Here is a 19,454-nt window from a genome sequence, read left to right as displayed (position 1 = left end):
CTCACACTCCGACGCCGAGGAGACCGACGACCGCGAAACAGACGATCGCGAGGACCGCGGCGATCAGCTGGTAAGGCAGATTCGTGATCCAGTGGCGGTACAGCGGCACCCGCGTCGCGCTCGCCGTGAGCAGACCGACGTCGGAGGAGATCGCGGCGGAGACGCCGAAGGTACCCGCCGAGAGCAGCGCGGCCACGGTCGCGGGAGTGCTCGCCCCGATCTGCGTCGACAGCTGCACCAGCACCGGCGTGAGCAGGATGTACAGCGACCAGTTCAGCGTCACCAGCATCTCGGTCGCACCGAAAACCACGAAGATGATGAGCGGCAGCCACTGCGGCGCGATGACGCCCGAGACGTTGTCCACGACGAACTCGGTGAAGCCGAGCATGGATATCCCGTGCACGAGCACGAAGGCGAGCGCCATCAGGATGACGAGCGAGAAGATGTCCTTCATGCCGTCGACCACGGAGTCGACGTAGCCGGCGATCGTGGTGAATCGCTGCGCCACGAGCAGCACACCGGTGACCGCGATGGCCAGGATGAACCCGAGCTGGATCTGTCCGAGGAGCAGCGTCGCAAGAATCACCACGGCGACCGGCACGAGGAAGTTCAGGAAGTGAGGGAGCTTGCCGGTCTCGGCGGAGTCGGTCGAGACGGTCTCCGCACCGCGCTCGGCGCGGATGGCTCGCTCGGCTTCGAAGTCTCTCCGCATCGGTCCGAAAACGGGAATGATGCGCGCGCCCAGGAGCACGCCGATGACGACCGCGGCCATCGAGTAGAAGAGGAAGGGGAAGAATTCGAAGTAGACGCTCATCTCGCTTGCGCCGTAGCCGGCAGCCACCATGAGACCCGCGACCAGCGCCGAGGTGGAGCCGATCGGGTTCAGCGTCGTCGCCGTCTCCCCGGTCGAGCGGAGGATCGACGCGGTGAACGTACGCGGCAGACCGTAGCGCTGGTTCAACGGCGACATGCTGACGCCGACGCCCGATGCCGAGAGGTAGCTGTCGTTACTCAGCAGGATCGAGGAGATCGCGGTGATGAGCCCGGCAGCGCGCGGCCCCCGGGCGAGCTTGGAGGCCGCCTGCGCGAACGAGGCCGCCAGACCCATCTGCTCGAAGACGCCGATCAGACCGCCGATCGCCGTAAGCAGCACGAGCAGCGAGATATTGTCCGGATCGGTGAGCTGCCCGTAGAGGGCATCCATCCAGGCCGTCGCAAAGGATCCGCGGTAGACCATCAACGTGGCGAGAGCGCCGCTCCAGAGGAACCCCTCGAGCACGCGGTGGGTAGTGAGGATGAAGCCGAAGAGCGTCACTGCGGGGAGCAGGCTCCACCACCCGTACGCGGCGCCTTCCCCGGAAGGAGCCAGCAGACTCACGAGGAAGAGCACGAGCAGGCCCGTGTAACCGGCGATGGCGCGCTGCCCGGGTGAGAAGCGTCCTCCCGGCTCTCCCGCGACGGTCTCGGCCCCGGTCGTATCGGCGACCGCTGCGGTGCGATCGTCGGTGGTCTCGGCCCCCTTGGCGGGAGCTTCGGAGTGTTGCGTCATTGCACGAGTTCCTTTGCATATCCGAATGCTCCCTCGATGGAGCACTGATCGGCGGCGAACGCCGCCGCACGCGTGAGCGCCTCGCGGACGGTCTCCGCAGATGGCACGCGCCCTCGCGTCCACCCGCGCTCCAGCAGCGCGAGCACGAACGCTGTGATGAAGGCGTCGCCCGCCCCCATCGTGTCGAGGGCGTCGACACCGACGGCATCCGCGCGATGCGCGCGATCGCCGTCGAAGAGCATCGACCCCTCCATGCCCCGAGTCACGAGGCAGAGCCCGGCACCGCGAGCGTGGATCGCCCGCGCGAGATCCTCCGCCTCATCCCATTCGAGGTCGGCCGCCGAGAGGATCGCGAGATCGACGTGAGGCGCCACCGCATCCAGGTACGCCGGTTCGCGCTGCTCCGGATCGTCCGAGAGGTCGAACGAGATCAGAGCGCAGCGCTCGCGCAGACGCGGCAGGGATCCCTCGAGAGCCGCGTAGGGCCCGAGATGCACGAGGTCGAACGCCGAGAGATAGTCGAGATCGGCGTCGTCGGGCTCGAAGGGAGCGTCGAGGACGACACCGCCGGCCCACTCTCCGAAGACGCGATCGCCGTCGACGACGCGGACGTCGCACCACCCGGTCTCTCCCTCGCGCTCGACGCAGCGCTCGGTCGAGACGCCGAGCCCTGCCAGCGCCGAGCGGACATGCGCCGCGGCCTCATCGGAGCCGAAGACGCCGAGGTAGGCGGATTCGGCTCCGAGGCGCCTGGCGAAGACGGCGAAGTTCACGCAGTTGCCTCCGGGGTAGAGCACGCCCCGGTCCAGGAAGCGATCGACTACGTTATCGCCGAAGCCCGCCACTCGGAGAGCGGGCATCAGTACTCGACCTTGCGGTAGTAGCGACGGGTGGTGAGGTCGTGCCTGCGCGCGGCCTCGAGATGCTTGCTGAACCGGATCGTGATGGCGTCGACGACGATCGGCCCGACGAACTCGCGGAACTCCGGGGAGATGCCGTCGAGAGGGTAGTCGGCGGTGTCTACGACGGTGGTGTCATCGTTGTAGGTCTCGGCGAAGCGGAGCACCCGATCCATCAGCGGTCGGGTCTCGTCCTCGCCCACGAAGAGCAGCAGGCTCGTGTCGCGGTCGATCAGCTCGAGCGAGCCGTGGAAGAACTCCGCACCGTGCACGCGCGTGGTGCGCAGCCACTGCATCTCCTCGAGAATGCACATGGAGTAGTTGTAGGTGAAGCCCCAGAGCATGCCCGTCCCGACGAGGAAGTGGTAGTCGGTCTCGACGTGCTTCTTCGCGAACGCCTCGGCGATCGGGTCCGCCTGCTCCTGCACCCGGGTGAGCACCGATGTGAGATCGGCGAGCTCATTCGCGAGTCGCTCGTAGTCGTCGAACTCGCCGCGGCGGTGTAGCAGGGCGGTGGTGAGCAGCAGCAGCTGGATGTCGACCGACTCGCTCGCCGTCTCGTCGTCCGCCCAGTTGACCAGCACGTGATCCGCAACGGCGATCGGCGAGTCGGCGTACCCGGTGAGGGCGATGGTCGTGACCCCGCGCTCACGGCAGTACTCCAGGGCGGCCACCGTCTCCTTCGTGGTGCCCGACAGCGAGGAGAAGATCGCGATGGAGCGCTCGGTGAGACGCGGATCACCGGTGAGCACCAGCTCAGCGGCGATGGCCGATCGCACCGGCACGGTGGAGAGCCGGGTCATGAGGTGCTCGTACGGCCACATCGCGGCGTATGAGCCGCCCGAGCCGATGAGGAAGATCGAGTCGTATCCCGTTGCGGCGACCTCGTCGACGATCGCGTCGATCTGGGAGCGCAGCGCGCCGGCCCCTCCGATTACGCGCTGATAGAGGTCTGCATCGAACCCGAGCATGCTGCTCCTTTCATCGCGCCGCACCTCTCGGGTGGCGACGCTGCCTGTTCACAATGGTCGAACCAGTCTGGTACCGGTACCAAATTGGGATCGGTACCAATCATGGCACGCCATGCTCTCCGGCACAAGACGGGGCCGCTGCGCATCAATCTCCCCACCGCGGCCCCGAGTGTCGTACCCCTCGACTACTCTGACCCTATGAGCGAACCACGTCCGGTTGCCGAGGCGGCACATCACACCGAGCGCACGCATCGCGGCCGGGTCCTGGCCTGGTCGCTCTGGGATTGGGGCTCCGCCTCGTTCCAGGCGGTCGTCACCACCTTCGTCTTCACCGTCTACCTCACGAGCGCGCCCTTCGGCCCCGAGGCCGAGGTGTCGTCCAAGCTCGGCTCGGCACTGCTCGTCGCCGGCGTGATCGTCGCGCTCGTCGCCCCCGTGATCGGGCGCCTCTCCGACGCGGCGGGCCGTCGCAAGACGTGGCTCGGCATCAACACCGCCGTCACGGTCGCCAGCACGGCCCTGCTCGTGCTGGTCGCCCCCGACCAGCGCTACCTCACCCTCGGCCTCGTGCTGCTCGCGATCGGCAACGTCGCCTTCGAGTTCGCGAGCGTCAGCTACAACGCGATGCTCGGCCAGATCGCGAACAACGGCAACGTCGGCAGGATCTCGGGCTTCGGCTGGGGCATGGGCTATCTCGGCGGGATCGTGCTGCTCGCGCTGCTGCTCGTCGGGTTCATCTTCCCCGAGGTCGGCTGGTTCGGCGTGACCAGCGAGGGCGGCTGGAACGTGCGTGTTGCGATGGTCGTCGCCGCGCTCTGGTTCGCGGTGTTCGCGATCCCCGTCTTCTTCGCCGTCCCCGAGATCCCCGCAGATCCGGAGGCGCCGGGCACCGCCCGCGGCCTTCTCACCGCCTACCGGGATCTCTTCCGCACGGTCGCCGACCTGTGGCGCAACGCGAGGCAGACGCTCTTCTTCCTCTTCGCGAGCGCGGTGTTCCGCGACGGCCTCGCCGGGGTCTTCACCTTCGCCGGCGTCATCGCGGCCCTCGGTTTCGGCTTCGAGAGCACCACGGTCATCGTCTTCGCGATCGCCGCGAACGTGGTCGCCGGCCTCGCGACCATCGTGCTCGGCTATCTCGAGGACCGCATCGGCGCGAAGACCGTGATGATCTTCTCCATCCTGTTGATGGTGGTGTGCGGCATGCTCATCTTCCTGCTCAACCCGCTGGGCGCTTGGGTGTTCTGGACGTTCGGCCTCACCCTCTCGGTCTTCGTGGGGCCGGTGCAGTCGGCGTCGCGCTCGTTCCTCGCACGGCTCATCCCGCCCGGCCGCGAGGGCGAGATCTTCGGCCTCTACGCGACGACCGGGCGCGCGGTGTCGTTCCTCGCGCCCGCGGCGTTCACCGCCGCGGTGGCGCTGGGCGGCTCCACGATCTACGGCATCCTCGGAATCGCACTCGTGCTGCTCATCGGGCTGCTGCTCCTGCTGCCGGTGCGGGCGGAACGGACGAGCGGTGCGTAGCGGCGGCAGGGCCGCAGCCGCCCTCGCGGTCGCGGCATTCGCGCTGACCGCGGGGCTGGCCGGCTGCTCCCCTTCCGACACGACGGAATCCGAGCCGGGGTCGGGCGGCCTCGTGCTGCACCCGACGGGCGACGAGGGCCGCTGGTTCGACGATGCATACGGCGAGGGATCCGTGCAGCTCTACGCCACCTCGAACGATTTCTGCGGCATCGCGGGCACGCTCGCGGTAGAGCAGCAGGTCAAACCCGACCGCACGACGCGGGTGCAGGCCCGAGATCTGCGCAGCGGCGACGTGGTGTGGGAGCTCGAAGACGTCGGCTGCGCGGCGGGGTCGGTGAGCGGCGAGGGATCCCTGCTCCTCTTGCCCGGCGACCCGCTCGGCGGCACGTGGTCGTTCGCCGACCCGGAGACCGGCGAGACGGTGCAGCGATTCGAGTTGGAGGCCTCGCCGCTCGGCGGTCGCATCGTGTCCGAATTCGACGGCATCCGCGTCATCGAAGCCACGGGCGGGGTTCTCGTCGGCATCGGGGCATCGGGTGTCTTGTGGGAGCGGGGCGTCGTGAACGGCGACGTGACCCCGCTCGCCGACGGGATGATCGGCGTGGAGTACGGACTCGAGGACCGCATCGAGGTGATCGACGGGCGCACCGGCGAGCGGCGCCACAAGCTCACGGGCATCGAGGCTCACGAGGTGCAGTGGGCGAGCGACGGCTACGTGCTGCAGATCAACCAGTCGGATCCCGAGTACGCGTACTTCGATCTCGACGGCCAGGAGGTCGCCCGCACGAAGGAGCACTCGGTCTACGGCTTCGTCCCGAAGCCGCGGAACGGCGTCACCTTCAGCGTCGAAGATTTCGCCGCCGCCGACAAGGTCACCGCCGTGGGGCTCGACGGCAGGCCGGCTCTCTTCGACACCGGCTACGAGGACTACGCCACGCAGCGCGGCCCGATCGAGGAGCTGCCGAGTTCCATATTGGATGTGCAGGCCGTGAGCGCTGACGGATCGCTGCTGCTGTTCCCCGACGACGAGACCGACAGCCTCGTGATGATCGACGACGCGGGCGAGGAGGTGCTGCGCTGGACGACCCCGGAGTCGACGGATGTGCGCGTGCAAGCTGGATTCATCGTGCTGCAGCAGGCCGGCACGACGACGGTGCTGCTGCCCGCTGCCTGACCCCCCACCCCCGCTGGTTGAGCGACTGACGAAGGAGGGAGTCGAAACCGTCGGGCACCGCCACACCCGCCCTGGCGGTACCCTTGACGGGTGCCCCGCCCCGATCTCTCCGCCGAGCAGCTCGCCGTCTACGAGCGCATCGAGCACACGCGCGAGCACATCTTCGTGACGGGCCGCGCGGGCACGGGCAAGTCGACGATCCTGAACCACCTCGCCTGGAACACCTCGAAGATCATCGCGGTCTGCGCGCCGACCGGTGTCGCGGCGCTCAATGTCGGCGGGCAGACCATCCACTCGCTGCTGCGCCTGCCCACAGGCATCATCGCCGACCACGACCTCGACCAGCCGTCCGAGCTCAAGAAGATGCTCGCCTCGATCGACACCCTCGTGATCGACGAGATCTCGATGGTGTCGGCCGACCTCATGGACGCGATCGACCGCTCGCTGCGCCTCGCGCGCGGCAAGAAGCACGATCCCTTCGGGGGCGCGCAGATCATCATGTTCGGCGATCCCTTCCAGCTGCCTCCGGTGCCGCCGCGCGACCCGCACGAGCGGGCCTACTTCGCCGACACCTACCGGTCCCTGTGGTTCTTCGATGCGAGGGTGTGGCAGACGACACCGCTCTCGGTGATCGAGCTGACCGAGGTGCACCGGCAGCGCGACGACCGCTTCAAGCAGATCCTCGGCGCCGTGCGGTTCGGCGTCGTCACGGAGGATCAGGCGGAGGAGCTCAACGGTGCGGGAGCCCGCCCCGCACCGCGCGACGTCATCACGCTCGCGACGACCAACGCGACCGTGAACCGCATCAACTCCGAGCGGCTCGCCGAGATCGGCGGCTCTGCGCTCAAGGCGGTGGCCGAGATCAACGGCGAGTTCCGCGAGAACAGCTACCCGGCCGACGAGATCCTCGAGCTGAAGCCTGGGGCGCAGGTGATGTTCCTGCGCAACGACCCCGACGGCCGCTGGGTGAACGGCACGATCGGCACGGTCTCGCGCATCGACGGCACGGTGTGGGTCGAGGTCGACCGGCCTGGCGACGACCCCGAGGAGTTCGAGGTGGAGCCGACCACCTGGGAGCGCTTCCGCTACCGCTACGACCCCGAGACCAAGAAGCTCGAGAAGGAGGTCGTGGCCGAGTTCGAGCAGTTCCCGCTGCGCCTCGCCTGGGCCGTGACCATCCACAAATCGCAGGGGCACACCTACGATGCGGCGGCCATCGACCTCGGGCCGCGCGCCTTCTCGGCCGGGCAGACGTACGTCGCCCTGAGCCGCGTGCGATCCCTCGACGGTCTCTACCTGAAGCGCCCGCTGCAGCCCCGCGATGTGATCGTCGACCCGAACGTGGTGCGCTTCATCCGCGAGCGCAGCGCGAAGGAGCGGCCCGCGGGCTGAGCGGCGGCCGACCGACTCCGCTCTACGCGTTCGCCTTGGCCCGACCGAGGTCGACGAAGACGGCGGTGTTGAAGGCGTAGGCCGCGCGCACCTCGTCGAGCATGCGCGCCTGCTCCTCGGCGCTCAGCGAGGCGCCGAGGCGGTCGAGCTCGGCGCGGTAGCCGTCCTTGAACTCGGTGAGGGATCCCAGCTCCGAGAAGTCGTAGAAGGCGATGCCCTCGTGCTGCAGCTCGTGCTGGCGCGCCACGCGCTTCGCGATGAACTGGCCGCCGGACAGGTCGCCGAGGTAGCGCGTGTAGTGGTGCGCGACGACGCCGGCGACCCACCCCTCGTCGCCGACCTCGCGCATGCGGGCGGCGTAGGCCTCGGTCGCGGGCACGGCCGAGATGCGCTCGCGCCAGTCGGGGCCGATGAGGTGGGCGAGGTCGGCTTCGAGCGCCGGCAGGCGCACGAGCGCCTCCGAGTGGAAGCCCGTGAACGCCGGGTCGTCGGCGACCTTCGCAGCGGCCTCCTCGAGCGCCTCGTACATGAAGTAGTGCTGGGCGACGAGGTCGACGTAGTCCGCGAGGGATCCGCGGCCGCGCATGATGTCCTCCATGAACGTCGCGCCCTCGCTGTCGGAGTGATCCGACCAGGATCCCTCGCGGAGCACGCGCGAGAACGGCTTCTGGCCGGAGCCATCGGACGGCGCTGATCCCTCGTCGCCCGCCGCGTGGCGGCCGTGACCGGCACGGGGCCCTGCCTCACTGTGCGCTGCCTCTCCGTGGGCGACCTCTCCATGGGCGTGCACCGCCGGGGCCGAGCCGTGCTCCTGACGCGGCTCGACGCCCAGGCGCTCGCACGCCGCACGGTAGAGGGCGACGACCTCTCGCCTGATCTGGGGGCGCTCGGAGATCGAGCCGCCGGGCCACGGGACCGAGAGCTCGTGCTCGCCGGCATCGTCCGAGACGCGCCAGACACCGGCCTCGCCGTTCACGCCGATCATCTCGCTCGACATCGCGCCCGGGTACCCGAAAGCGCGTGCGATCAGGAGATTGTCCTCCGAATGATCGCCGTTCATATGCCCGGTCACGCCGGCGACCACGTCCGCACCAAAGTTCATCACCGTTCCAGTCTAGTAAGGATAGCCTTACCGCGCTCTACCGGCCGCGTTCCGGCTGTGTTCGGGCTGCTCCGGGACTCCTCGGCGAATATCCCAGAACGACGCAGTAGACTCAGCATGTTTTGACCCTGCGGAGATTGGCGGTTCAGTGATACCGAGGCTCGCACATCGCGCCCGTCTCGCGGCCATCGGCACCCTCGCCGTCGCCGCGCTCGGATTGACCGCCTGCACCGGCGGTGACGTGTTCGCCCCATCGGGAGACGTGAACACCGTCGACGAGGGATTCTCGGGCAGCATCGACGCCGCGGTCGAGTCGGCGATGCAGCTGAGCGGTTCATCGGAGGCCATCGTCGGCGTCTGGGGCGAGAACGGCGAATACGTGCGCGGCTACGGCGAGGACGGGGTCGACGGCGGCACCCGTTTCCGCGGCGCGCAGGCCACCCAGCCGGTCATCTGCGCACTGCTGCTCGACTTCGTCGAGTCGGGCGAGGTGAAGCTCGACGACAAGGTCAAGAAGGATCTGCCGCGGCAGAGCGGGCTCGAGGACATCACCTACCAGCAGCTCTGCGACATGCGCTCCGGGCTGGCCGATTACAAGGGCGCGTACAGCCAGATCTTCGTCGACAACCCCACGCGCCCCTGGCCCGAGCAGGAGCTCATCGCCGAGGGGCTCGCGCACTCACCGCTGTCATGGCCCGGCCTCGACTTCCACCAGTCCGACACGAACGCCGTGCTGCTCGGCCGCGCGCTGCGCGTGAAGAGCGCGGAAGAGCTGCCCGCGCTGCTCTCCGACCGCGTCTACGACCGAGCGGGCATGAGCTCCAGCTACTACCCGCCGCAGAACAGCAACACGGTCTCGGGCACCACGATGAAGGCACTCGCCTATCCGGTGGCCGGCGGCCAGGCGGTCTGCGACGCCGGTCCGACCGAGCTGGAAGAGGTCTCACCGACCATGCTCGCCGGGGCCGGCGCCACGGTGACCACGGTGACCGATCTCAAGAACTTCTACGAGCACTACCTCGACGGCGGCTTCGGCGGCAAGGCAGGCAAGAAGCTCGTCACCGAGGCGAACCCGACGAAGAACCCCGAGCGCGACGCCGAGGGCAACCCGACCACCGAGGTCGACGCGTCGGATCCGCAGTGGAGCTTCGGCATGGAGAAGATGGGGCCGCTCTACGGTCGCAGCGGCGCCATCACCGGCACCATCACCGCCGCCTACCACGACCCCACCTCGGGATACACCGTGGTCGTGACGCTGAACAACTCGACCGCCGGTGCCGGCTTCGCACGTGCGCTCGCGCTGCAGATCGCAGCCATCTCGGGCGGATCGGGCGGCGGCGTCGAGGTGCCGTGGAGCGCAGAGGACCAGGCCACCGCGCTCGCGGGTGCCGCCGTCTGCCAGCCGGCTCCCGCCGAGGAGGCGCCCGAGGGGTAAGCGTTCGGCGCCGCGCCGGCTCGCACTCGGTAGCGGTGCGGTGTGCCAAGTCGCACCCCGCGGTTCTGCTAGGGTAGACGAGTCGAGGCGACGCCTCGACAGCGCCCTCTTCGGGGCCGTCGTCTAATGGTAAGACATCAGCTTCCCAAGCTGAGAACGCGGGTTCGATTCCCGTCGGCCCCTCCACTTCCCCATCCTGTGCACCGCAGGGCTCTCCCGCTTCCAGCAACCCGTCGGGCCTCCGGGCTCATCCTGAACCCGGAACCGGTGCCGCAAGCGGCACCGGCGGCGTGCGCGCGCGAAGCTCCGCTTCGCTCCCAGCGCGCGGCCGGGGTTCGATTCCCGTCGACCCCTTCAGTTCCCCGCCCCGTGCACCGCAGGGCTTACCGCTTTCCTACGCTCCCGGTGTCCCTTCTCTCTGCCGCAATAACGCAGTAGATGGGGTGAGAACGCGCTGCCGACCCCCACTACTGCAACATTGCGCGCGAGTACGCGCGGGAAGGAGCAGGCGGGGCGACACCAGCCGTCAGTCGTCGCTGGCCACGAGCAGCGCGACCTCGCTCCCGTCAGCCGAGATGGAGGCGATCTCGATGTATCCGAGAGCCCCGACGACCCATCCCCAGTCGTGCTCGGCGATCTCGCGCAGATCATCCAAGCGGTACAGGCGGCGGGAGTCGTCGAGTATCCACTCGAGGATCGGCGGGACGTCGGGGCTGAGATGTACGACGTCATCCGTGGTGATCGGCTGCGACGTCGCGATCATCTCCGCGAGCACCCGATTATCCGGAGTGGGCGTAGGCGGCGCGTCGGCGGGACTCAGTGCGTCGGGGTCGAAGATCCAATCGTGAAGCTCTTCACGCGCGGCGGCGCTGTCGATGCGCCGGTAGTGGGATTCGCGGATGTGGGTGCGCCGGTACGGGCCGTGGATGTCCTCGCTCTCCTCGCGGGTCGGGTTCAGGCGCGGCCGGGCATAGGAGTGAGCGTATCCGGGGGTTGCGATGAGTGCGCGGAGGATCTCGCGATCGTCTCCCCCGCGTGCGATCGAATAGCGGAGCACGTCGATCCACCTGCAGTCGCCCGGGTCGAGGTTCACCGCGGTCAGCGAGGAACTCCTGAACGAGAGCCCGACCGGCTGCACGGTCTCCTTCCTCCGCTTGAAGATCACCCGCCCATTATCCACCGCCCCCGAAATCGTGGGCACCAACGGTCGATTCAGCGCCGAATAGCGACCGCAAGCGCCCCCGATTCGCAGGCGTTCGGCGTCGGCCCCGGAGCCCGGGCTCGGGCCCGGACTCGGCCCCGGGGCCGACCCCCGGGCCCAGTCCCGAGGAGACGAACCGCCGGGGATCGGGGAGAATGAGACCATGACTGTGCGGCACGGCCGATTCAGGAGCGCGCTCGGCGAGCTCCTCATCGTCGCAGAAGGCGACGCCCTGACGGGTCTCTACTTCGAGAACCACAAGTATCCGCCGGCGGCAGACGGCATCGGCGAGGACATCGGCGCCGAGCTGGGCGGCGATGCGACTACGACCGGAGCCGAACCCGCAACCGCCGACCCCGTGCTCGGCGCAGCGGCCCGGCAGCTCCGCGAGTACCTCGCCGGCGAGCGCACGCGCTTCGACATCCCGCTCGCCCCGCAGGGCGACGCCTTCTCGCAGCGCGTGTGGGAGATCCTCTGCGAGATCCCTTCCGGCGAGACCACCACCTACGGCGCCATCGCGCAGCGCGTCGGCGGGCGCGGCCTGGCCCAGCGCGTCGGCCAGGCCGTCGGGCACAACCCGGTGAGCATCATCATCCCGTGCCACCGCGTGCTCGGAGCTGATGGATCCCTCACCGGTTACGCCGGAGGGCTCGACCGGAAGCGCGCCCTGCTCGCCCTCGAAGAACCACCCGCCGAAGACGCCGGACGCCTCTTCTGAGGGGCCGCCGCTCGGATACAGTGAGACGATGAGCGCGTCCCAACCCGAACCCGCCGCGCCCACACCGGGGCAACCCGCGCGCGCAACCGCGGCCGCGCCCGCAACGGCGGCCGCGCCCGCAACGGCGGCCGCGCCCGCAGCCGCGCCAACAACCGATCCCGTACCCGCGCAGAGCCCGACATCGGCCCTGCGAGTGCTGCTGGGCCTGGCCGCCGCGGTCATCGCGCTCGTGGGCATGTCGCTCGGCCGCGAGCTCATCGGGCCGCTCGCCGTCGCCGCGGTCATCGTGATCATCTGCCACCCCGTGCGGCACCCGCTCGAGCGTCGCGGCTGGCCCCGCTGGCTCGCGACCACCGCGGTGATCGTCGTCGCCTACGCGGTGCTGCTCATCATGGCGCTCATGCTCGCATACGCCGCGGCGGAGTTCACCGAGCTCGTGCTCGACTACCACGGCGAGCTGCGCAGCACGCTCGACCAGGCGATCGCGCTGCTCGCGTCGCTCGGCCTCGACTCGCAGCTGTCGTCCGCCGTAGGATCCGTGCTCACACCCTCGACGGTCGTGGGCTTCGCCACTTCGCTCGGCTCGAGCGTGCTCGGGGTGCTGACTGCGCTCTTCTTCATCTTCGCCTACGTGCTGTTCATGGCCGCCGACGGCGCCCGGTACGGCCGCGCGACGCGCGACTTCGGCCCCTCGGCGAGGCCCGCGATGGCGCGCTTCGCCGCGTTCAACAGCGGGGTGCGGCGCTACTACGTGGTCAACGCCGCGTTCGGGCTCATCGTCGCGATCATCGACGGACTCGCGCTCTGGGCGATGGGCGTGCCCGCTCCCGTCGTGTGGGCGATCCTCGCGTTCGTCACGAACTTCGTGCCCAACATCGGCTTCGTGCTGGGGCTCGTGCCGCCGATGCTGCTGGCGCTCGTCGTCGGAGGCGTGCCGCTCATGCTCGCCGTTGCGGCCGTGTACTGCGTCGTCAACGTTGTGCTGCAGGTGCTCGTGCAGCCGAAGTTCGTGAGCGACGCCGTCAACCTCAGCCTCACCCTGAGCTTCTTCTCGGTGCTGTTCTGGACCTTCGTGATCGGCCCGCTCGGCGCGATCCTGTCGATCCCGCTGACGCTGCTGGTCCGCGCGCTCGTGCTCGAGGGCGATCCGCGCATGCGATGGCTGCGGTGGTTGTCGGGCGACACTACGGCGGGCGAGGGATCGACCAGCGAGCGCAGCGAGGGATCCTCGGGCGAGGACGGCGAGGGATCCTCGATCGCCGCCGTCCCGGGCGAGGGGTCGGCGAACCCGGCCCGCTGAGCCGTGCCGACGGCTCGGCCCGGGACTACCTGGGTCGCAGCGCGCTGTGCTGCTGCACCCAGCTGTACATCGCGACCGCGGCGGCGGCCGAGGCGTTGATGGATCGCGTCGAGCCGTACTGCGTGATCTCGACCACCGCCTCGGCCTCCGCGATCGCCTCGGCCGTCAGCCCCGGACCCTCCTGACCGAAGAGCATCACGCAGCGCTCGGGCCAGTCGAAGGTCTCCATCGGCACGCAGCCGGGCACGTTGTCGATCGCGATGATGGGGATGCCCCGATCCCTCGCCCACTCGGCGAGCGCCGAGATGTTCTCCCGATGCTCGACGTGCTGGTAGCGGTCGGTGACCATGGCGCCGCGCTTGTTCCAGCGGCGGCGGCCGACGATGTGCACCGTGTCGGCGGCGAAGGCGTTGGCGCTGCGCACGATCGAGCCGATGTTCATGTCGTGCTGCCAGTTCTCGATGGCCACGTGGAACGGGTGCCGCTTCTCGTCGAGGTCTGCGACGATCGCTTCCATGCGCCAGTAGCGGTAGCGGTCGATCACGTTGCGGGTGTCGCCGTGCTCGAGCAGTTCGGGGTCGTAGCGCTCGGCGTCCTCACCGGTCGGCCACGCCTCGCGGCCGCCCGGCCAGGGGCCGACGCCCGCCGTCGTGCGCTCGGGGTGTGCGGCGTGGGTCTCGGGCGTCTCGTTCACCGCCCCATTCTCCCATCGGGCGAGGGATCGCGTAGTCGGGTGACTGGGTGCCGCCCCGCCGTCAGCGGCTCGCGCGCTCCAGCAGTTCGAGCACGTGCGTGTAGGGGCGCCCCACGGCGCGGGTCATGCCGATCTCGCACGTGCGGTTGCACGAGGCGTGCGCGTCGGCGCCCCACTCCCGCACCTCGGCCGCCTCGGACCCGGTCGCCGACGCCGTGAGTTCGGGGTGCAGCATGCCCCGGTCACCGGCGAAGGCGCAGCAGCGCCAGTCATCCGGCACCCGTGCCTCGTCGGCGACGGCGCGCGCGATCGCGAGCAGGGCGTCGTCGATGCCGAGCTGACGCGACGAGCATGTGGGGTGCACCGCGAGCACGCCGAAGCTCGGGGAGACCGAGAGTCGCGGCAGGATCTCGCGCGCGGTGAACGCGACCGCGTCCTCCACGCGCAGCCCCGCGAGGAGCTTCTCGAAGCCCTCGGTGCAGCTGGAGGCGTCGCTCACGACGGGCAGGGATCCCTCGGGGTCCGCCGCGCGCACCGCCGCGGCGACGCGCTCGGACATGACGCGGTGCCCCCGGGCGTGGCCCTTCGACGACCACGGAGTTCCGCAGCACAGCGACTCGATCCCCTCGGGCACGATCGCCCGGATTCCCGCGCGTTCGAGCAGCCGCACGAAGGCGGCCGTCGCACCGATGCCGGACTCGGCGCTCCCCGCGACCCCGGCACCGCGCCCGGCACCACGCCCGAGGCCATCCTCCGCCCGCTCCGGCCCGAACATGCTGCCGACGCACGCCGGCAGGAACACCAGTGAGGGCGCTCCCTCACCCGTACCCACGACTCCGGTCAGCGGTGCGCGGGCGGGCCCGCCCGGAGGCAGGCTCCCGTCGTAGAGCGGCACGGCATCGTCGCCCGCGACGGCGCGGGCGGCGCGGGTCGCAGCGCGCGGCAGCGCGGGCGGCACGGCGTGCGCGGCGGAGAGCGAGAGGGATCCGACGCGCGTTGCGGCTCCCCAGCCCCGGGCCGCGCCCGCCCAGGCGGCCTCGGAGCCGGCACCGTACTGCTCCCCGCGCAGGCGCTTCACGAGCTGCCCGGTGTCGATGCCGACGGGGCAGACGGTGCGGCACATGCCGTCCGCGGCGCAGGTCTGCAGGCCGGAGTAGTCGTAGTCGCGGCGCAGCTCGGCCGCGAGCCGCTCTTCCCCGGCGGCGAGCGCCGTCTCCTCGGCTCTGCGCACGGCGATGCGCTGCCTGGGCGTGAGTGTGAGGTCGGCGCTCGGGCACACGGGCTCGCAGTAGCCGCACTCGACGCAGCGATCGGCCTCCGACTCGATGGTCACGGGCAGCTTGAACTGCTCGTGCGACGCCGCGGCGGATCCCTCGCCCTCCTCGACCAGCACCCCCGGGTTCATGACGCCCGCCGGGTCGACGATGCGCTTGAGTTCGCGCATCACCTCTGTGAGCTCGTCACCGTACTGCCTGCGCACGTAGGGTGCCATCGCGCGGCCCGTGCCGTGCTCGGCCTTCAGGTTGCCGCCCGCGTCGAGCACGAGGTCGACCATGTCCTCGGTGAAGCGGTCGAGGCGCGCGAGGCCCCCGCTCTCGCCGAAGCGGTCGGTGAGCATGAAGTGCAGATTGCCGTCCTTGGCGTGCCCGAAGACGACGCTGTCGCGGTAGTCGTGCCGCGCGAAGAGCGCCTGCAGCCCGGCGCAGGTGTCGGCGAGGCGGTCCACCGGCACGACGACGTCTTCGAGCAGTGCCGTCGTGCCTGCGGGCCTCGCCCCGGCGACCGAGGCGTAGAGACCCTTGCGCAGCGCCCACGCGACGGAGCGGGGCGCTGCATCGCTCGAGAACCGGGCGGCGCCGCACAGCTCCTCGTCGCCGAGGGCCGACTCGCCTCCCGCGACGAGCCGCCGCAGCCGCGCATCGTCGTCGGCGCCGTACTCGATGAGCAGCGCCGTGTGATCGCGCAGTTCGAAGCCGGTGATGGCGTCGGGCACGGTGGCCAGCCCGCGGCCGACGCGGATGGACGTCGAGTCCATGAGCTCGAGGGTGGCCGCCCCGGTCTCGACGAGGGCGGGGAGGGCGCGGGTCGCGGCGTTCAGGGTCGGGAAGACGGCGACCGCCGTGGCGACCCGCGGCCGCACCCGTACCGTGCGGAGCACGGCCTCGGCGACGAAGCCGAGCGTGCCCTCCGAGCCGATGAGCAGGTGGGCGAGCAGCTGCGCGGGGGTGTCGTAGTCGAGGAAGGAGTTGAGGCCGTAGCCCATCGTGTTCTTCATCGCGAAGCGCTGCTCGATGGTCCGCACGCTCTCGGGGTTCGACACCACCCGGGCGCGCAGGCGCATGAGGGCGTCGACGAGCCGCGGCTCGCGGGCGGCGAGCTCGGCGTCGGCGTCGGGGCTCGCGGTGTCGATCGAGGTGCCGCTCGGCAGCACGAAGGTCATCGATTCGAGGGTGCGGTAGGTGTTCTCGACGGTGCCGCACGCCATACCGCTCGAGTTGTTCGCGATGACGCCGCCGATGGTGCAGGCCGCCTCGCTCGCCGGGTCGGGACCGAGGCGTGTACCGTGGCGGGCGAGGCGGGCGTTGACCTGACGCACCGTGAGCCCTGGCTGCACGCGCACGCGGGCGCCGTCGTCGAGCACCTCGATGCTTCGGAAGCCGCGGCGCACGTCGACGAGCAGGCCGTCGCCGGACGCCTGCCCAGAGAGACTCGTGCCGCCGGAGCGGAACGTGATCGGCGTGCGCGCCTCCGTCGCCGCGCGCATGAGCGCGCCCACCTCGCGCGCGTCGGACGCGACGATGACGGCGGACGGGGTGAGGAGGTAGTGGGAGGCGTCGACCGCGGCTGCGGCGCGGTCGATGGCGCGGGTGCGGATCCGCGAGGGATCGGCGACCGCCGCCCGCACGGTCCGCGGCAGCTCGGCGCTCATGACGCCCCGACGGTCCCGGCGGCTTCGGTGAGAGGGATGCCTGGGTCGGGGTCGATCAGCACCTCGGCCTCGGGCGCCCCCTCGAGTCCGGGGAGCAGGGTCGATGTCTGCGCGACGGCGTGGGCGCCGAAGGAGGCGGCCCTCGCCGCCGCCGCCGCGAGGGATCCGAGGTCGTCCGTCACCGGTCCGGCGAGGAGGCCCGCGAGCGAGGCGTCGCCGGCGCCCGCCGTATTCGCGACCCTGGCCGCGCGGGCGCGGGCGAGCACGGCGCCCGCGCCCGAGACGAGCAGCGAGCCGTCGGCTCCGAGGCTGACGTAGACGGCCTCGAGGCCCGCGGCTGCGCCGCGTTCGAGCAGTTCTCTCGCCGCTGCGAGCGCGTCGCCGACGGAGGCGATGCCGCGCCCCGCCAGCTCCGCGAGCTCCTCGGCGTTGGGGGCGAGCAGCGCCGCGCCGAACGGCTCATGAGCGGCGCGGCGCAGCGCGGCTCCGCTCGTGTCGAGCGCGACCCGCGCGCCGAGTTCGCGGGCGCGAATGGTGAGCGGGCCGAGATCGAGGTGGCCGTCTCCAACGCCGGTGCCGTCGCCGCTGCCGGCGCACTCGCCGTCGAGCGGCGGTAGCGCGCCCGAGACGACGAGCCACCCGGCCCCCCGCCTGCCGATCTCATCGATGGCCGCGTCCTGCGCCGCGGCCCAGGCGTCGGGTGAGAGCCGGCCGGCCGAGGCGTTCACCTTGGTGGTCGCGCCGCCTGAATCGATGATCGAAGTGTTCACGCGGGTGGCGCCCGGGCGCAGCACGGGGCGCAGCGTGTCGGCCGCGAAGACCTCGGCCAGCGGCAGGTCCTCCTCGCCCATCACCACGACGGCCGACGACGGGATGCCCGCACGCAGCAGTGCGACGGTCACGTTGACGCCCTTGCCGCTGAGCTCGCGCTCGTACGATTCGGCGCGGGCGAAGGCCCCGCGCACGAGCTCGCCGCCGAGCCGGTAGGTGGCGTCCACGGCACCGGCCGGCGTCAGCGTGACGACCGGACGCGCGGCGCTCACCGCTCCCCCAGCGAGATCAGGCGCAGCAGACGACTCACCTCGTCGGCCGTGGCCTCGCGGGCCGGTGCGACGCACTTGCGCGGGTCGACGAGCTCCGGGTCGGCGATCAACCGCTCGCGCATGGTCCGGGTGAAGACGGCTCCGATGTGCGTGCCGATGTTGATCTTGCGCATCCCCGCCAGCACGGCGCCGTCGAGACCGGCGTCGGGCACACCGCTCGACCCGTGCAGCACGAGCGGCACCGGTGCGCTCTCCGCGATGCGGCGGATCAGTCCCTCGTCGAGCGCGGCCTCGCGGGTACGCATGGCGTGCGAGCTGCCCACGGCGACGGCGAGCGCGTCCACCCCCGTCGCCGCGACGAAACGGGCGGCCTCCTCCGGGTCCGTGCGCACGCCTGGCGCATGCGCGCCGTCCTTGCCCCCGACCTCGCCGAGCTCCGCCTCCACCCACACGCCCGCCTCATGGGCGCGGACGGCGACGGCCGCGGTGCGCGCCACGTTCTCCTCGTCGGGAAGGTGGGCGCCGTCGTACATCACGGACGGCACGCCGAGCGCGATCGCCTCGTCGATGAGCGCCTCATCGGTCGCGTGGTCGAGATGCACCACGATCGGCACCGCCGCCCGCTCGGCGACGGCGAGCGCGGCCAGTGCCAGCGGGGTGAGCGCACCGTGGAAGCGGACGGCGTTCTGCGAGATCTGCAGGATCGCCGGGCACCCCGCCTGCTCGGCGCCCGCCACGATGGCCTCGGCCATCTCGAGCTGCACGAGGTTGAAGGCGCCGACGGCGCGCACGCGTCCGATCGCCTCGCTCATCGTCGTCAGTGTCATACCGTCGCCTCCTGCTCTCGCGCCGCACCGCTTCGGGCCGCCTCGGCCGCCCGAGCGGCACCGCCGCCGGCTCCGGCCGCGCGGAACACCAGGTCGGCGCGCGATGCGGTGGCGCGCACCGTCTCGGCGTTGCGCTCGTCCGTGCCGAGCGCCCAGGCGCGGGCCGCCTCGGGATCCCTCCCGTACCGCTCATGCCGTGCGATGAGCCACGCCCGCCGTTGCTCCTCGTCGGGCTGCACGAACCACGTCTCGTCGAGCTCGGGCCGCACCCGCTCCCACCCGTCGCGGTCGAGCAGCAGGTAGTTGCCCTCGGTGATGACGAGCGGCACCGAGGGGTCGATGCGCACGGAGCCCGCGATCGCGGCCTCCAGGGATCGGTCGAAGACGGGGGCGTAGACGGGCCGGTCGGCCGCGCGAACGCGCCTCAGAGTCGACACGTAGCCGTCGACGTCGAAGGTGTCGGGTGCGCCCTTGCGGTCGGCCCGCCCCAGACGGGCGAGCTCGGCGTCGGCGAGGTGGAAGGCGTCCATGCCGAGCAGCACGGCCCGCTCGCCGAGCGCGTCGAGGAGCGCGTCGGAGAGCACGCTCTTCCCCGCGCCCGGTGCTCCCGCGATACCGAGGACGGTGCGCGCGCCTCGCTCCGCGAGAGCACGGGCGCGGGCTACGAGCTCGTCGAGCCCCGAGACGGTTCGCACCCCT

16 protein-coding genes and 1 tRNA gene are annotated in these 19,454 nt (G+C 70.7%); 7 read left to right on the top strand and 10 right to left on the bottom strand.

All coding sequences use genetic code 11. From position 1 onward, the window contains the following. Position 1: 1 nt before the first annotated feature. From J4H91_RS07325 to J4H91_RS07315, 3 genes are read right to left on the bottom strand one after another with little or no spacing between them, the layout of a single operon-like run. Positions 2 to 1,549 carry a Na+/H+ antiporter NhaC family protein gene (locus J4H91_RS07325; RefSeq protein ID WP_208045608.1) on the bottom strand — a complete coding sequence of 516 codons (1,548 nt, stop codon included), beginning with the start codon at positions 1,547 to 1,549 and terminating at the stop codon, positions 2 to 4. Next, complete coding sequence (locus J4H91_RS07320; RefSeq protein WP_208045607.1) at positions 1,546 to 2,409, bottom strand: PfkB family carbohydrate kinase; 864 nt, start codon at positions 2,407 to 2,409, stop codon at positions 1,546 to 1,548. Before J4H91_RS07320 ends, J4H91_RS07325 begins: the two co-directional genes overlap by 4 nt. Then, positions 2,409 to 3,419, bottom strand: coding sequence for an SIS domain-containing protein (locus tag J4H91_RS07315; RefSeq protein ID WP_208045606.1), 1,011 nt, complete (start codon positions 3,417 to 3,419; stop codon positions 2,409 to 2,411). The genes J4H91_RS07320 and J4H91_RS07315 overlap by 1 nt, the downstream gene beginning before the upstream one ends. A 198-nt stretch (positions 3,420 to 3,617) precedes the next feature. Between J4H91_RS07315 and J4H91_RS07310 the strand changes: the two genes are divergently transcribed. The 3 genes from J4H91_RS07310 to J4H91_RS07300 all read left to right on the top strand — a co-directional run bounded on the left by J4H91_RS07310 (position 3,618) and on the right by J4H91_RS07300 (position 7,506). Continuing rightward, on the top strand, positions 3,618 to 4,940 hold the full coding sequence (locus tag J4H91_RS07310) for an MFS transporter (RefSeq protein WP_208045605.1): 1,323 nt from the start codon (positions 3,618 to 3,620) through the stop codon (positions 4,938 to 4,940). After that, positions 4,933 to 6,114 (top strand): hypothetical protein, encoded by a 1,182-nt coding sequence (locus J4H91_RS07305; protein WP_208045604.1) that lies wholly within the window; start codon positions 4,933 to 4,935, stop codon positions 6,112 to 6,114. Before J4H91_RS07310 ends, J4H91_RS07305 begins: the two co-directional genes overlap by 8 nt. A gap of 90 nt (positions 6,115 to 6,204) precedes the next feature. Next, positions 6,205 to 7,506 carry an AAA family ATPase gene (locus tag J4H91_RS07300; protein ID WP_208045603.1) on the top strand — a complete coding sequence of 434 codons (1,302 nt, stop codon included), beginning with the start codon at positions 6,205 to 6,207 and terminating at the stop codon, positions 7,504 to 7,506. A 22-nt stretch (positions 7,507 to 7,528) separates the two neighbouring features. Here the strand turns inward: J4H91_RS07300 and J4H91_RS07295 are convergent, their stop codons facing one another. Next, the gene (locus J4H91_RS07295) at positions 7,529 to 8,608 is read right to left on the bottom strand and encodes a biliverdin-producing heme oxygenase (RefSeq protein ID WP_208045642.1); all 1,080 of its coding nucleotides are present in this window, start codon (positions 8,606 to 8,608) and stop codon (positions 7,529 to 7,531) included. A gap of 148 nt (positions 8,609 to 8,756) precedes the next feature. Between J4H91_RS07295 and J4H91_RS07290 the strand changes: the two genes are divergently transcribed. After that, positions 8,757 to 10,043 (top strand): serine hydrolase, encoded by a 1,287-nt coding sequence (locus J4H91_RS07290; protein ID WP_208045602.1) that lies wholly within the window; start codon positions 8,757 to 8,759, stop codon positions 10,041 to 10,043. A gap of 112 nt (positions 10,044 to 10,155) precedes the next feature. Then, positions 10,156 to 10,229 (top strand) — tRNA-Gly (locus tag J4H91_RS07285). 340 nt (positions 10,230 to 10,569) lie between these two features. Here the strand turns inward: J4H91_RS07285 and J4H91_RS07280 are convergent. Continuing rightward, positions 10,570 to 11,208, bottom strand: coding sequence for a hypothetical protein (locus tag J4H91_RS07280; RefSeq protein ID WP_208045601.1), 639 nt, complete (start codon positions 11,206 to 11,208; stop codon positions 10,570 to 10,572). Positions 11,209 to 11,407: 199 nt separating this feature from the next. Between J4H91_RS07280 and J4H91_RS07275 the strand changes: the two genes are divergently transcribed. Then, complete coding sequence (locus J4H91_RS07275) at positions 11,408 to 11,962, top strand: methylated-DNA--[protein]-cysteine S-methyltransferase (RefSeq protein WP_208045600.1); 555 nt, start codon at positions 11,408 to 11,410, stop codon at positions 11,960 to 11,962. 28 nt (positions 11,963 to 11,990) lie between these two features. Next, positions 11,991 to 13,262: an AI-2E family transporter gene (locus J4H91_RS07270; protein WP_208045599.1), complete on the top strand. Its 1,272-nt coding sequence runs from the start codon at positions 11,991 to 11,993 to the stop codon at positions 13,260 to 13,262. A 25-nt stretch (positions 13,263 to 13,287) separates the two neighbouring features. Here the strand turns inward: J4H91_RS07270 and J4H91_RS07265 are convergent, their stop codons facing one another. From J4H91_RS07265 to J4H91_RS07245, 5 genes are all read right to left on the bottom strand, one after another. Next, positions 13,288 to 13,956 (bottom strand): TrmH family RNA methyltransferase, encoded by a 669-nt coding sequence (locus tag J4H91_RS07265; protein WP_208045598.1) that lies wholly within the window; start codon positions 13,954 to 13,956, stop codon positions 13,288 to 13,290. 61 nt (positions 13,957 to 14,017) lie between these two features. Then, positions 14,018 to 16,885: an FAD-binding and (Fe-S)-binding domain-containing protein gene (locus J4H91_RS07260; protein WP_208045597.1), complete on the bottom strand. Its 2,868-nt coding sequence runs from the start codon at positions 16,883 to 16,885 to the stop codon at positions 14,018 to 14,020. Continuing rightward, positions 16,882 to 17,928 (bottom strand): PfkB family carbohydrate kinase, encoded by a 1,047-nt coding sequence (locus tag J4H91_RS07255; protein WP_208045596.1) that lies wholly within the window; start codon positions 17,926 to 17,928, stop codon positions 16,882 to 16,884. Before J4H91_RS07255 ends, J4H91_RS07260 begins: the two co-directional genes overlap by 4 nt. Further along, the gene (locus J4H91_RS07250) at positions 17,925 to 18,755 is read right to left on the bottom strand and encodes a class II fructose-bisphosphate aldolase (RefSeq protein WP_208045595.1); all 831 of its coding nucleotides are present in this window, start codon (positions 18,753 to 18,755) and stop codon (positions 17,925 to 17,927) included. Before J4H91_RS07250 ends, J4H91_RS07255 begins: the two co-directional genes overlap by 4 nt. Next, positions 18,752 to 19,450: a nucleoside/nucleotide kinase family protein gene (locus J4H91_RS07245; RefSeq protein WP_341783470.1), complete on the bottom strand. Its 699-nt coding sequence runs from the start codon at positions 19,448 to 19,450 to the stop codon at positions 18,752 to 18,754. The genes J4H91_RS07250 and J4H91_RS07245 overlap by 4 nt, the downstream gene beginning before the upstream one ends. Positions 19,451 to 19,454: the final 4 nt, after the last annotated feature.

The sequence above is a fragment of the Leucobacter ruminantium genome (assembly GCF_017565705.1).
Lineage (GTDB): Bacteria > Actinomycetota > Actinomycetes > Actinomycetales > Microbacteriaceae > Leucobacter > Leucobacter ruminantium.
The sequence above is the reverse complement of the archived record's forward strand: the minus strand, read 5'-3'. Positions and strand labels throughout refer to the sequence as shown.